This is a genomic window from Paramuribaculum intestinale (assembly GCF_003024925.1).
GTDB classification, from domain to species: Bacteria; Bacteroidota; Bacteroidia; order Bacteroidales; family Muribaculaceae; genus Paramuribaculum; species Paramuribaculum intestinale.
Genome location: NZ_PUED01000058.1, coordinates 1 through 14,144, shown reverse-complemented (window position 1 = coordinate 14,144; position 14,144 = coordinate 1). Strand labels below are relative to the sequence as shown.

The following is a 14,144-nucleotide window of genomic DNA, read 5'->3' as shown; positions in this document are numbered from 1 at the left end:
TACTTTTTTTTTAGAGTTGGTTCTATGTTTGGATATGCTAGAGATTCTTTTTGCTAAATTATAAATCAACAACTTTCCCCGCAAGCTTTTATTTCACAAATTAACTCTATTTAATGCTCTCTGGAAAGACTCTTTCAGGCGCTTCGGCTGACTGCCTTGCAAATCATGATCCGGGGCTGATGGATTTGCTGCGATTTATGCGTAACTTTGCCGACACATATTTCCGACTATGAACAGACGCAAGAAAAAGAATGGCCGGCGCAGCGCACAGTCGCTCGTGGTCATGATAGTGATATTGGGCGCGATGTGGTTTGCCTCAGCCATACGCGCACGCGACGAGGCCAACGCAGCCGGAGAGAGCCGGACGACGGAACCCACCGGACAAACCGACAACACCATAGCCGTGCCCGGCGGTGAGCAGATGCTTGCAGTGGTCACCAATCCGAATCTGCGCGGCGTCGACGTGGAATACGCCGGGATGATAATGTCGTTCAACCCTTCGATGCATGTTCCCAACTGGGTCAGCTGGGAACTCACCGAGAGCGAAACGACCGGCCACGCCAAGCGCTTCAACAAGTTTATGGCCGACGAGAGCGTGGAGGGATGTGCCGAAACCTGGGACTACAATTACTCGGGCTACGACAGAGGTCACATGGCTCCCGCGGGCGACATGAAATGGAGCGACGAGGCGATGCGCCAGACCTTTTTTCTGACTAACATCTGTCCGCAGATGAAAAGCCTCAACACCGGTGCATGGAAACGCCTGGAAGAGAAATGCCGGCAATGGGCCAAGGCCGACAGCGCCATACTGATAGTGTGCGGGCCGGTGCTGACCGATACCCTCAAGGAGTATATCGGCGACAGCAGAGTGGCCGTGCCGGAACGTTTTTTCAAAGTAGTGCTCGCCCCATACGCCAATCCGGTGAGAGGTATCGGCTTCATCATGGACAACGGCCGGGTGGAGGGCGGAATGCAGTCGGCAGCCGTGAGCATCGATGAAGTGGAACGGGTGACGGGTCACGACTTCTTCGCGTGTCTGCCCGACGAGATAGAAACAAAAGTCGAGGCCGAGTGTGATTTCCCTTTCTGGAGCAATATAAAAGCAAAGCGATGATCGAATCAGACACAATATGCGCAATATCCACCCCGCCCGGATGCGGGGGCATCGCCGTGGTCAGAATAAGCGGTGAGAATGCCATTGGCATAGCCGGACGTATATGGAAAGGGAAGGCGCTCAGCAACGTCAGAGCGCGGACAAGCACACTCGGAGACATTGTCGACCCGGCGACAGGCGACACAACCGACACAGCTCTGGCTATGGTGATGCACGCTCCGCATTCGTTTACGGGCGAGGACACTGTTGAATTTTCCGTACATGGATCGACGTGGATCCAAAGCGAGATACTACGGTTGCTTATCGACTGCGGATGCCGCATGGCACAACCTGGCGAATTCACCCGTCGAGCCTTTGCAAGCGGCAAAATGGATCTGGCACAGGCCGAAGCTGTGGCCGACGTCATAGCCTCCACCTCTAAAGAGAGCCACCGAATAGCCGCGCAACAGATGCGCGGCGGGATATCACGACGTCTTGGCGAACTACGCTCTCAGCTGCTCGACCTTTCAGCACTGCTCGAACTGGAACTTGATTTTTCGGAAGAGGACGTGGAGTTCGCCTCACGGACACGCCTGCTCGACATCGCCCATAACGTCAAAAAAGAGGTTGCGACACTCGCCGCCTCATTCTCGAAAGGCAAAGCCATCAAAGAAGGGATACCGGTGGCAATCGTAGGCAACACAAATGCCGGCAAATCCACACTCATAAACGCTCTGCTTGAAGACGATCGGGCGATAGTGAGCGACATTCCGGGCACCACACGCGACACGATCGAGGACACCGTCAGGATCGACGGCATGGAATTCAGGCTCGTTGATACAGCCGGCATACGCACGACTGACGACACCATAGAGGCTCTCGGCATAGAGCGTTCACTAAAAGCCCTCAGGCAGGCACGGATAGCCATAGCAGTAATCGACACTACAACGCATCCGGACGATACAGGACAGATCCTGCGACGGGTAGAACAAGAAAAATCCGATGACACACTGATCGTCGTAGCGTTGAACAAATGCGACAGCGGCACAGCCGCCCCGCACAGACTGGCCGTGCAATCGATGACTCCGAACGCACGCATTATCGAACTATCGGCACTGCATGGCAGCGGCGTCGACACACTGCGTCAGCAACTTCTGGAACTCGCCGACCGACCGGCTCTGAACGACATAGTAGTAAGCAACGCCCGTCACTACGAGGCTCTTACGCTGGCCATGGAATCCATTACGCACGTGATTGACGGTCTTTCTGCCGACCTGTCGGGAGTACTTATTGCCGAAGATCTCCGCCAGACCCTGCATCACCTCGGCGAAATCACCGGCGACATCACCACCCCCGAAATTCTCTCAACAATCTTCAGCCGCTTCTGCATCGGTAAATAATTCATTGATACACAATGAAATACAATGACGATAATTGACTGTCATTGAGCGGAAAAACTTGAAGACATCGCATAACGCCTAATGCTGATAACGGTCAGTATTAGGCGTTTTTACGCACTTATTTGTACGGATATTGTACGTCGTTGACCATCTCCACCCCAAGCGTCAGCAAGGTGGTGGAGGATGTGGTACGTCACGGTACGTTGTGATACGCCACGATACAAAAATTGGTGAAATCAACACGTATGATATGAGTAGTAACATTAAAATCGAGAAAGTTTGTGAGTGGTGTGGCAACAAGTTCACCGCCCAGACTACCGTAACACGCTTCTGCTCGAAGCGTTGTTCAGAACACTCCTACAAGGAGAGAATGCGACAGAGAAAGATCGCTCTGTCTAATCAGGAAACGAAGCTACAATCCGGCAACGGCAGTAAGTGGCGAAATAAGGATTTCCTGACACCTACCCAAGCCGCCGAACTGCTCGGTATTGGTCGTATGTCTGTATACCGATATATTCGTGCCGGAAAAATAAAGGTCAATAGGTTTGACAGAAAGACTCTCATTAGCAAAGCTGACCTGTTGGCTATGTTCGACTTTCTTCCTCCGAGAGAAGAAAATCAAGTATCTGTTGAAAGGACAGACAAAACCATCACGGAATTTTATACCCGCGCTGAGATTCGGGAGAAGTTTGGCGTGAAGGATTCATGGATATATAAGGTAGTGGCCGAAAATAATGTGCCGAAGACTATTCTCCGGGGAAAGGCTTATTTCAGCAAGGCGCATATTAACCGGCTTTTCTCGGCAAGGAATGAGAATCCGGAAATCACGGAGTGGTATTCGGTCGAGGATATTCAACAGAAATATGGTATGACGCTGTCGGCAATCTATTCGCTGGTATCTAAGGTCGGTATTCCAAAACGTAAGGATGGGCCGAAGGTGTATTACTCCAAATATCATTTCGATGTTGCCAAAGGTGCGAAGTCGGCCGAGGATGTTGAGTTTATTTCGGTTGCTGATGCCATGGAGAAATACTCTCTGACTCGTGACCAGTTGTATCACTACGTCAAGACATATAAGATAACCAAACTCCGCTGTGGAAAGTATGTTAAACTGAACGCCAGAGAGTTAGCCGAGTTATTCAATCCTAAGATTCAGTTATAATCCGGTGATTTTGGTCACCGAACAACCACCATCTACATTTGTGAATTATAATCAGAAAAACGAATATGAAAGCATCAAGTATCTCTAAAGTCACTCTTCGTCAGGAGAAACTAAAAAGCGGCAAATTGTCGCTCTACCTCGACTTCTACCCACCTATCTGGAATCCGAATATCAAAAAAATGTCGCGCCGTGAATTCCTCGGTCTGTATCTCATTGCCGAACCGCAGGATAAATTCGAGATGGACTACAACGAAGCCATCTTAATAAAGGCGCGTGGCATACGTGCACAACGCGAGATGGCAATCATCAATGAGGAGTTCGGCTTCATCGACAAGACCAAGAAACATGCCGACTTCCTCGCCTACTTCGAGGACAAGGCTAAGTCGAAATATCAAAAGTGGGAGATTGTATATAAGCATTTCTGCGAGTTCACCAATGGGCGTTGCCTCGTGAAAGATGTGACCATCGGCTTATGCAACGACTTCCGGAGCCACATCCTCAGTCTGCGCGTCAAGAAAAAGAAGTATGCTAAAATCGCCACCAACTCCGCCGCCGGATATTGGTCAACATTCCGCGCCCTGCTCAAAATGGCATACAGAGAGGGACTGCTCAATGAGAATATCAACGACCATCTGGAATCCATCGACTGGGAGGAGCCGAAAATCAACTTCCTTGAAATTGAGGAAATCAGAAGACTTGCTACCACACCCTGCAAAGTAGATGTACTGAAACGAGCATCGCTGTTTGCTTGTCTCACCGGCTTGCGAATCAGCGACATCCTCCAGTTGAAATGGGACAATATCGAAGTATCACCTGATGGCGGCCACTGTATGCGCATCTGCACTCAGAAAACCAAGACACAGGCAACCCTTCCTCTTAACGAGGAAGCATTATCATATTGCGGAGAGCCGAACCGTGGACTCGTATTCAAAGGATTGAGTCGTGCCCATACCCGCGAGCCATTCAAGAGTTGGCTGAAAGCCGCCGGAATCACCAAGAAAATCACCTTCCACGGTCTGCGCCACACCTACGCAACGCTGCTGATAACCAATGGCACCGACATCTACACAGTCTCAAAGATGCTCACCCACAAAAACGTCGCCACGACCCAGATTTACGCCGAAGTCGTAAATCAAAAGAAACGTGACGCCGCCAACAGCATTACGTTGAAATAAATCCATCAGAATTTGGATGGAGTAAACTTTTTAGTTAACTTTGCAGTTGTATAATTGAGTATGGCTAATAGAACGATAAAAATATACAAAGACTACTTCAACGAGTTTTATGTGGCTCAGACAGATGCAGTAAGAAGAAAGATTAACTACTGCCTAAATGTCGTCCGCAGTGTTGACCGAGTTCCGAAAACAATACTCCGGAGCATGGAAAATACGGATGGTCTATATGAGATTCGAGTCGAGGTCGGAAGCAACATATTTCGCATATTCTGCTGTTTCGATGAGGGTTCATTGGTGATTCTGTTCAATGGATTCCAAAAGAAAACACAAAAGACGCCACCGTTACAGTTGGAGCGAGCAAAAAAGATTATGAAAGAATATTTTAAAGAGAAAGAAAATGGATAAAGTCAAGAAAGAAGCAATAATGAAGGCTCGGACTTTCGACGAACTTCTCGATGCCGAATACGGAAATCCCGGAACACCTGAGCGCGACCAGTTTGATGCTGATGCTGCGGCTTTCTGTCTTGCAGAGACACTTAAAGAGGAACGGCTTCGCGCCGGACTTACCCAAGAACAACTTGCAGAACGAATTGGCACCAAAAAGACATATATCTCTCGCTTGGAGAATGGAAAGTCTGATATCCAACTAAGTACCCTTTTCCGAATCTTCGAGGGATTAGGCCGACGAGTATCGCTGACAATCCTCTAACAGGATACTTTACAACTATGCTATTGAATGGAGGTCACTGATGTGGTCTCCATTCTTCATTTGGTATCGCTTTAACATTTTGGATGCGAACAATCGGAGGGGTTAAATTGTCTTTATAGATGTTTAATCATTTAACACCCCACCCAATATGAAAAATGCCCCAAACCGGGACACGATTATTCTCTGGAGTGCTGTAATAGCCGGAACCGGACTTCTCGCTCTGCTCGTTCGTCACGCTGCCATCTATCGGTTTGGCACCGATACCTTTACCGGAAATGTTCTTTTCGGTGTCATCTTCATTCTTCTCGTTGGTTTATACCTCGGATTACAATCCGTTATTGAAGATTTTTCCCGCACCATCTCCAATTTCTTCCGTCGCAAGGAAGCCGTTGTAATCGCCGAAACGACATCTGGCGAACAGATTGCCGTTCCTGCGATGTCTGAACCGCAACAAATGGATTACTGTTCCGAAGCGACAACAACTGACTGTGAAGTTTGGGAAGAGGATGTCGAATTTTCCAATAATCTTAATGAGCATCCTTATGAAGTCATTGATATAATGGACGATGGCACACGCCATATCAGATTTGCCGATGGCTCAGAAGGTTATGCCAGTGCAGGATTATCCGATGAGGAAATTCTCTTTGAGCATGAATATCAAAACAACTGTCCAGATTTTGATGAGGACGCAATATTTCAAGACTTTATCAGCGGGTTGACTGCGCAAGAGAAATATGACTATGAGAACAACATCAAAAGGGAAAAAATTGAATCAAATGAAGAATATGAGTATGGATGTTTTGCATCTGTGCCGGAACAGAATGTTATAGACAACCGTGATGGCACGACAACCATTGAAGAATACGAAAGCACAGTATTCATAACGGCAAACGGGGATGTTATTTTCCTTCACCAGTTGGACGAGATGATAAAATTCTATAACGAGCACAAGGAGACCACGGAGAAAATAATAACTCAGAAGAAAGAATGCGATGAAGCCTACGAGAAGCTGCTGCGTAACGAGGAACTATACAATACTGAACAGGTTACATTCATCTGTGCTTACATCACTTATACCATGCAAGGATTCATGGAATCACACGAACTTGACAAGTTGCACCTCAACGCCAGAATGTGGACTAAAACACCATTAGCAGAATTTAATGCTGTAAAACTCAGGAAAAAACATCAACTGTCAAAAGAAGACCTCAAACATCTCGGCTACAATATCGGAAAGTTTCTCCGATTGAAGGGACCAGTCATTGCAACCTTTGTAAAGACTGTGTTCTATGAACCTTTCAGTAATCTTCAAATACAAAGCATAAATTCAAAACTTACGGACACAAATCCGGACAAGGATAAAATACCCCTCCTGTCGCGAGAGCAGATGGATGCATTGTTTGAACATTTCAAACGTTATAAGACAATCAACCTGAAGGTTGTCGAAAACAAAGGTAAATCGAAGAAATAATTATTTCGTCCCAATACTGATTGCGGATAACACTGGTTCAGATCCAGAGTTATCCGCTTTCTTTATACCCTTACCCAACTATTTTGCCAAACCAGCTACCTAATACGACAACCTCATGAGTGTTTGATGATGTTCGTGTATCAGAGTTCCAGTTAAAGCATCGCCACTTGAATATAACTGCTTCATCGAGTTTCTAACCATATCATTTTTCCGGACAAATATTTTAACAACTAATAAGTTAGCTTTGACATCTCGGTTATTTTGAGTTTTCTAAAAGTGATTTTTCTAACCGACAACTCACTTTCTTTCAGTGCGGTTTTATTTCCGTAAACAAACTTGAAATTATTCGATATGGAAACATCCACAATCACCTTCGACCAGCTGCCACATGTGGTAAGCGGTCTCTCAGAGAAACTCGACCGGGTACTTGAGTTACTTGAAAAGGTAGGCGCAGCCAACCCTTTCAAACAACACAAGCCCTCCCGGAAAATCGTTCACGCGAAAGAGGCTTGCACGATTATCGGCAAGTCACTTTCGACCCTCTACCGCGCAATCAAAGCTCCGAATGACCCCATTCCGAGCTACAAGCGCGGCAAGCTCCTCTACTTTTATGAAGATGAGTTATACGCATGGATCGAAAACGGACGCAAACACGCCGTTGCTCCTTCCTTTGAAGAACAGGTGGCGGCTGTCACCGCAGGCATGAAACGCCGTCCGCGAGGAGGCTATAATTTCTGATGACTATGGAAAAGAATATTACTCTCGATACAGTCATCAGTGCATTGGCAAGTCATACCTCTGCCACAGCATCTGACTTTCCCATTGATGTGTTTCCGGCAAAACTGCAACGCTTAGTTCTGGAACTGCATACAAGTTGCGGCTTCCCTATCGACTACACCGCGTCGGCTATGCTTGCGGCTATCTCAGTTGCAATCGGAAATACCCATCGCGTGGAAGTGAAACGCAACTGGCGTGAATCAGCCATAATCTACATGGCAATCGTAGGCCGTCCCGGAGCAAACAAATCTCATCCACTCAACTTTGCAATGCGCCCACTGGTCAACGCCGACTGGAAAAACAATCAGGAGTACCAAAAACAGTTTCGTGCATATCAGGAAGCCATCGCTATGAGCCGCAAGGAGAGAGTCAATGCCGGTTATGACCAATTCCCAAAGGAGCCGAAACGTCTGCGTTACCTCGTATCGGACGTGACACAGGAGGGATTGAGCGTTATTCATTCCCACAATCCGAGAGGTCTCTGCCTTTGGGTTGATGAATTGGCCTCTTGGTTCAAAAACTTCACGCGCTACAACAATGGGTCTGAGGAACAATTCTGGTTGTCGGCATTCAATGGTAGCACCACAATGTCAGACCGCAAGAACTCTCAGAATTCCATTTTCATCAAATGTCCTTTCATCTCGGTTGTCGGCACAATTCAGAAACGTCTGCTGACTGAACTCGCCAATGGTGAACGTGCAGCCAACGGTTTTATCGACCGCATACTGTTCGCTATGACCAAGACAACCGCCAAACCGAGATGGAATGAGGAGGAAGTGCGTGAAGACCTTGACCGAGACTGGGAACGTATCCTCAACCGACTTCTATCTGTGCCCTGTAATCTCAACGAGAATCAGGAGCCGCAGCCGATAATCATTCGGTTTGACAACGAAGCAAAGAAATCGCTATATGTGTGGCAACATCGCAATGCTGAGTTGTGCGACAGTGAGATGAGCGATAATGTTATCAGCTTCTTTTGCAAACTTGAGATCTACGTGCTTCGATTCTGTCTGATACTCCGCATGGCTCGCTGGGCAGTTTTAGACGAAACTCAAAGTCCGGAGATGATCGAGGTTAATGATGTCGATGGCGCTATCCGGTTGGCTGAGTATTTCCGTCAGAACGCCCTTGCGGTAATCACATGCGTCAGCGAGGAGAAACTGAACGACTTACACCGCACCGTATATGACCATCTCGCCGATGAGTTCTCAACTGCCGATGGCATCAAGACCGCCGAACGGTTCGGAATGAAAGACCACACATTCAAGATGTTTCTCACGCGCAATCTGAACACGCTTTTCAAGCGAATCCGCCAAGGATGGTACCGTAAGATGTCATGTTACTCCACTAACAATGTTACTGCCGATGGAGAAGTTTGACCACTCAATAGTCGCCTCAACTATGCGCAGTGGTCATCCTCGGATAAGAGATGTCACAGGGCAATCGAATAGCTAAAGAGTACAAGGTATTCACATAACTAAGATTATTAACCGGACGAAAGTCCTCAAAAAAAATGAATAATATGGCAACATCAAAAAATCCCGCTAGTCAGTCATCTGAAATGACTGACGCACCTAAGAATCCCCAAATGTCTAACCCTTCTAAAACTGAGAACTCTATGGAAAATTCTATCTTTCCCGAAACTCAGCAATCCGCTGAGATTGGCGCGGCCACTCAACCCAAACCGTCGCGCCCCAACGCCAAGCAACGCAAGCTTGACCTCGAAGATTACCGCACTGCTTTCTTCGCTCCGATTAAACTCGGAAAGGACAACAAGCATCAGGTGGCAATCAGCAATGACACGTTTGAGCGCGTGGACAAGATTGCCCGCATCTTCGGCGGTTCGGGCTACAGCGTCAGCAGCTTCGTTGAGCACATCATCAACGAGCATCTTGACGGCAACGCCGACAACTACGGAAGCTGGTTCGCAATAATCAGCAAGTCGTTCTAATCGCCATAGCGACTATAATGAAAATGGCATAGCCATCGGAGCGCCACGCGAAGCGTTACCGGGAGAGAAACGTAGGGTAGCAAGGTAGTGGCAACGTAAACTTTTGCCGACCTTGCACCCTCCGTTACCGGGTGGCTGACTACGCTCCCGATGGTCACAGTCAACTGATTTATTCATCTTAAAACTCTGTCATAATATGACTTTTACAAAGAGGAAATCCGCATCAAAGAATGCGGCTGATAAGCCCAAGAAACTCCGGGTTGTGAGCGTCCGACTCACAGAAGAAGAGTATCAGCAGGTAGTTGAAAATTGCCGCAAAGCCGGCAGAAAATTGTCGGATTTCTGGCGACGGGCACTGCTCAACGCCAAGATAACGGCACTCGCCACACCAGAAGATATGGCGATACTTCGTCAGATTGGGAGCATGAGCAACAACCTGAATCAGCTTGCTACGGTAGCCAACGCGACCAAAGACTTCAAGCTCGTTAGCTGGGAAGTGCAGGCCCGCAGCAAGGAATTGAAAACCCTTTACAACAACTTATCAAATGGTTGGAAGCATAACTAAAGGGAGCGATTTTGGCGGCTGTGTCCGCTATGCGCTCGCCGTGGATGAACCCGGCAAGGAGGCTCGTCTGCTCTACGCCGAGGGCGTTTTGAGCGACACACCTCAGGATATTATCAATGGTTTTGAGTGTCAGCGACATCTCAACCAGCGTGTTCAACATTGGGTAGGCCACATCTCGCTGTCCTATTCTCCCGAGGATTCGGCAATACTCACCGATGAAAAAATGGTGAAATTCGCCCTTGAATACATGGAGCGGATGGGTATCAAAAACACCCAGTTCATCATTGCCCGACACCTCGACAAAGAGCATCCTCACTGCCATATCGTGTTCAACAGAGTGGGCAATGACGGCAAATGCGTCAGCGACAGCTGGGAATATTATCGGAGCAATGACATCTGCAAGGAGCTGAAATTGAAGTACGGACTGACCTTCGGGGAGGGGCGCGACAAGGTGAAAACTCACCGACTCAAAGGTCGAGACAAGGCCAAGCAAGAGGTGTATGTCGCCGTGCGTGATGCACTGAAAGTCGCCAAAGATTGGACTACTTTTCAGCGAGAACTCGCCAAAAGCGGTGTATCGCTCCGCAAGAAATACCGTCGCGGCACCACCATTGTCGAAGGTCTGTCTTTCGTGAAAGGTAAGCATAAGTTCAAAGCTTCGGAGGTCGCAAAAAAGAGAAAATTCTCTTTCGCTAACATCGACCGTATTCTCAACGAGAACAAAAACGGACGTTCTCAAACGGCATCTGCCACTCCTGCCGTGCCTCGCCCGACGGCACCAAGGGCACCGAAGCCGGAACCGAGCATAGCATCAAAAGTGATAGAAGCCGGACTTGAAATCGGCGAGAATCTCGCCGAAGGGCTCAGTGGTCTGTTCAAACTCGGACCCGGCTACGACGCCGAACAGGAGGCCATGAACAACGAGATGGAACGCCGCCGCAAAAAGGCCAAACGCAAGGGCCGCAGTATTTAACCCCACAAAAAAAGAAAAATGAGTAAAGAAAATGAAAATCCCACCGAGGGTTTCCTCGGTAACATCGCCGAAGAATTAGGTACACTCTCCGGCACCTGCAATGAAATCAAGGAAGCGCAGCTCAACTGCGCCACCACCGATGATCTCGCCAAGTTCAAGGATGAACTGGACAATAACCTCGTGCTCTACACTCACGCGATTAGAACTTCAACTGAAAACTGCGAGGGAGCTGTCAACCAATCCACCGACCAAATCTGCGATTCAATCACAGACTTTAAGGATGACTTCAACCAAAAGTTTGATGACTTCAGGGCTAATCCTCCTGTGCAGAAAGTCGAAAAGACTATCCGTATCGCACGCGAATCATGGCAGTGGTATCTCACCCTTGGTTTCACCGTATTCTCAACGCTCTTGTTTTTCGCAATGACCTTCTGGCAGGAAGGGCGCATAGAGCAATGCAGAATATCCGACATCAAGTACCATTACATCTTGATGAATGGAGGTGTCGGAACAGTAGGGCTCGACAGCATCGAAAGCTGGTTTAACGACCCGAAGAAGGTGAAACAAATAGAGGCAGAAGTCCGAGCCTATGAGGAGAGAGTGCAAGAAACAGCACGCGCCCTTGACCAGAAGCACCGCCTCGAAGAGAAAATCAACGAACTCAACACACAATCTCAAAACTCAAAAAAATGACAAACATCACCAACAAAACCCTCTCGACAATCGCAGCTCACCGTATCAAAGACCTGTTTGATGACTTCTGTATCTACGTCGCTAAGCGCTACGGTGCCAGCTACGATGATGCAATCTGCGACTGGAACTGCGTCGGCGCAACCTTCCGCTACTTCGGACGCAACATCCACATCCAGCTCAAAATCTGGGAACACAGCAACGGCCACAACAACCTTCCCGATTACATCATCATCGTATCCGACTTCGTGACCGGTAGCGGCAACGCCCAAGACGAAACCGAGTTCCGGGCCCTATGCCACTTCATCTTCGAGCGTGGCACCCGTCACGGGTTCAAACACCTCGCCGTCGAGACTCCTATCGTCACCTTCACCAAAGAAGTTGCCGTCCCCAACACCCTCATCCCCTGCATGAAGTTCGCGTAATCGATTAATCAAACAACTCCCATATGAGCCTTGCGATTCATATGGGAGTTGTAATATTTAAAATTACGTTATATTGAATTTTTGAAGTATGGCTTTCAATTCCTTTTCCGAAAGACCGTTTGGATGCCGTTCCGGATGTTGCCATTCTCCAGTTTCTTCATATATCATTTGAAAAACTACCCATTCCATACACCATGGAACAAATGTGTTAAAAATATTAGAAGTCCGGTTCCACTCGTTGTTATCTGGATCATACAGGCATAATCGACCATCGTTCTTGTATATATGCTGTGGATTCTCGAATGTTGGTGATAAAAGCCAGCATTTCGGCGCATCATATCCATTATATACAATTTTAGCAGTACAATCAACGCCAACAATGTTGAAGTGTAAATTACATATCAATTTAGGCGACTGTCGCATGCCATAGAAAGACGTGGAAACAAAAGATTTATCATAGTGAGCATTGAGCAGTTTAGCCTCATATTTTATACGTGCTGCGTATATGCTCATATTGCTAACTATCCGATTCCCATGAAATTTTCCCATTAATCGCCAAAGTTAGTATGAGTTGCACCTGCGACTCCGGTTGTCAAGGCTCCGAATGCTCCAGTAGTACCTACTCTCGCTGTTTTCGAAAGAATCGAGTCGCGAAGAGCGTTAAGCTTCGATTGGGTTTCATTATCCTTATCTTCACCTTCTGGGAATCTCGAACCGAGATGTTTTTGCCAAATTCGGCTAGCTTTCTTTTCATTCGGTTCATTTATTGCCTTGGTTGCATCATCTATGAATTTTTGGAGGTACTCCTTGATTTTATTCTTTTTGTCGTCGGAGTAATTGTCAAATATATCATCAAATGGTTCTGCAGGAACTTTACATTCGAACCTATCTTCCAAGGATGAGAGTATTTCCTTGAGAGTATCACGTAACGCTATATCGTCTCTGCCGTCCTTTTTCTTTTGGTTCTTTACTGTCATGATGGTCCAAGCGAGTCCCGGTGGCATGGATTCACGAATATTGTCCGCCCATGCCTTAAGGTATTTGATAAGATGGACAAGTTGTGAGTTGTCTTTCTTTTTACCATTAAACCATTCGACGATTCCTTTGGCATCACTTTTCTCAAAACCCACGCTTTTGATTGCAAGTTCAGGGATCTCATCTCCTGTTTTATCTTTACGATAGATAGGCAAATCAATATGGTAACCTGCGGAATACTTAATTCGTATACATTTATTCTTCTTGGATGGAGTTGCCGAAGTAGTACCGTCCACAGCATCGAAAACCCATTGTTGCAGAGTTGCAGCCGAGACATCAGGCTTAGGCTTTATATAGACGCCAAGATCCAGATCGCATTCGTCATCCTTTGTGCGTATCGATGTGCCCATTTTATATGACCCTTGAATAAAGAACTCAGGGGTGTACTCAGAATGATTCTTCTGAAAATACGACACGATTTTATCTTTGAGATTATCCTTGGAAGTTCTCATGCTTGTGGTTTTTGAATCCACTATGTCGAGTTTCTCAAGAAACTCATCAAACAATTTTTGACAATTTGCCATGTTATGAAAATGTGTAATGGGGTTTAAATTCTTGTTTTTCTGTTGTTGTAAAGATTGTTTTTATTGTGCAACAATTATCACGATAAAGTAGGTGACCAGCATGAAGCATCTTTCTGATTGTGGTCGTTGAAGTGGAATCAAGTGTTATGCGTTCATTTTCGGAGAATTGGTGTTGCAACCTAAAATAGGTAAAT

The 14,144-nt window shown here is 47.1% G+C and carries 16 protein-coding genes; 14 read left to right on the top strand and 2 right to left on the bottom strand.

Annotation, left to right across the window (positions count from 1 at the left end; translation table 11 throughout):
- The first annotated feature begins 229 nt into the window (after nucleotides 1-229).
- From C5O24_RS05985 to C5O24_RS05920, 14 genes are all read left to right on the top strand, one after another.
- A complete protein-coding gene (locus C5O24_RS05985; protein WP_107036476.1) occupies nucleotides 230-1,114 on the top strand; it encodes a DNA/RNA non-specific endonuclease in 885 nt (294 codons plus the stop codon).
- Complete coding sequence (gene mnmE, locus C5O24_RS05980; RefSeq protein WP_107036477.1) at nucleotides 1,111-2,493, top strand: tRNA uridine-5-carboxymethylaminomethyl(34) synthesis GTPase MnmE; 1,383 nt, start codon at nucleotides 1,111-1,113, stop codon at nucleotides 2,491-2,493. The genes C5O24_RS05985 and mnmE overlap by 4 nt, the downstream gene beginning before the upstream one ends.
- A 205-nt stretch (nucleotides 2,494-2,698) precedes the next feature.
- Nucleotides 2,699-3,655: a helix-turn-helix domain-containing protein gene (locus tag C5O24_RS05975; RefSeq protein ID WP_237613041.1), complete on the top strand. Its 957-nt coding sequence runs from the start codon at nucleotides 2,699-2,701 to the stop codon at nucleotides 3,653-3,655.
- 65 nt (nucleotides 3,656-3,720) lie between these two features.
- Nucleotides 3,721-4,830, top strand: coding sequence for a tyrosine-type recombinase/integrase (locus C5O24_RS05970; protein ID WP_107036478.1), 1,110 nt, complete (start codon nucleotides 3,721-3,723; stop codon nucleotides 4,828-4,830).
- A gap of 60 nt (nucleotides 4,831-4,890) precedes the next feature.
- Nucleotides 4,891-5,235, top strand: coding sequence for a type II toxin-antitoxin system RelE/ParE family toxin (locus tag C5O24_RS05965; RefSeq protein ID WP_107036479.1), 345 nt, complete (start codon nucleotides 4,891-4,893; stop codon nucleotides 5,233-5,235).
- Complete coding sequence (locus C5O24_RS05960; protein ID WP_107036480.1) at nucleotides 5,228-5,539, top strand: helix-turn-helix domain-containing protein; 312 nt, start codon at nucleotides 5,228-5,230, stop codon at nucleotides 5,537-5,539. Before C5O24_RS05965 ends, C5O24_RS05960 begins: the two co-directional genes overlap by 8 nt.
- A 148-nt stretch (nucleotides 5,540-5,687) precedes the next feature.
- A complete protein-coding gene (locus tag C5O24_RS05955) occupies nucleotides 5,688-7,010 on the top strand; it encodes a hypothetical protein (RefSeq protein ID WP_107036481.1) in 1,323 nt (440 codons plus the stop codon).
- A gap of 351 nt (nucleotides 7,011-7,361) precedes the next feature.
- Nucleotides 7,362-7,748, top strand: coding sequence for a helix-turn-helix transcriptional regulator (locus tag C5O24_RS05950; protein WP_107681574.1), 387 nt, complete (start codon nucleotides 7,362-7,364; stop codon nucleotides 7,746-7,748).
- 5 nt (nucleotides 7,749-7,753) lie between these two features.
- Nucleotides 7,754-9,166, top strand: coding sequence for a DUF3987 domain-containing protein (locus C5O24_RS05945; protein ID WP_107036513.1), 1,413 nt, complete (start codon nucleotides 7,754-7,756; stop codon nucleotides 9,164-9,166).
- Nucleotides 9,167-9,300: 134 nt separating this feature from the next.
- Nucleotides 9,301-9,738 (top strand): DUF3408 domain-containing protein, encoded by a 438-nt coding sequence (locus tag C5O24_RS05940; RefSeq protein ID WP_107036483.1) that lies wholly within the window; start codon nucleotides 9,301-9,303, stop codon nucleotides 9,736-9,738.
- A 196-nt stretch (nucleotides 9,739-9,934) separates the two neighbouring features.
- Nucleotides 9,935-10,303, top strand: a complete 369-nt coding sequence (locus C5O24_RS05935) for a plasmid mobilization protein (RefSeq protein WP_107036484.1) — start codon at nucleotides 9,935-9,937, stop codon at nucleotides 10,301-10,303.
- Entirely contained in the window at nucleotides 10,284-11,276 is a 993-nt protein-coding gene (locus tag C5O24_RS05930; RefSeq protein ID WP_107036485.1) for a relaxase/mobilization nuclease domain-containing protein, read from the top strand. Before C5O24_RS05935 ends, C5O24_RS05930 begins: the two co-directional genes overlap by 20 nt.
- 18 nt (nucleotides 11,277-11,294) lie before the next feature.
- Nucleotides 11,295-11,969 (top strand): hypothetical protein, encoded by a 675-nt coding sequence (locus C5O24_RS05925; RefSeq protein WP_107036486.1) that lies wholly within the window; start codon nucleotides 11,295-11,297, stop codon nucleotides 11,967-11,969.
- On the top strand, nucleotides 11,966-12,391 hold the full coding sequence (locus C5O24_RS05920; protein ID WP_107036487.1) for a hypothetical protein: 426 nt from the start codon (nucleotides 11,966-11,968) through the stop codon (nucleotides 12,389-12,391). Before C5O24_RS05925 ends, C5O24_RS05920 begins: the two co-directional genes overlap by 4 nt.
- A gap of 63 nt (nucleotides 12,392-12,454) precedes the next feature.
- On the opposite strand, the gene C5O24_RS05915 is transcribed toward C5O24_RS05920, so the two are convergent.
- Together C5O24_RS05915 and C5O24_RS05910 are read right to left on the bottom strand one after the other, a co-directional pair.
- On the bottom strand, nucleotides 12,455-12,904 hold the full coding sequence (locus C5O24_RS05915) for a type II CBASS E2 protein (RefSeq protein WP_133165477.1): 450 nt from the start codon (nucleotides 12,902-12,904) through the stop codon (nucleotides 12,455-12,457).
- Between the two features lie 35 nt (nucleotides 12,905-12,939).
- On the bottom strand, nucleotides 12,940-13,950 hold the full coding sequence (locus tag C5O24_RS05910) for a cyclic GMP-AMP synthase DncV-like nucleotidyltransferase (protein WP_107036489.1): 1,011 nt from the start codon (nucleotides 13,948-13,950) through the stop codon (nucleotides 12,940-12,942).
- Nucleotides 13,951-14,144 lie beyond the last annotated feature (194 nt).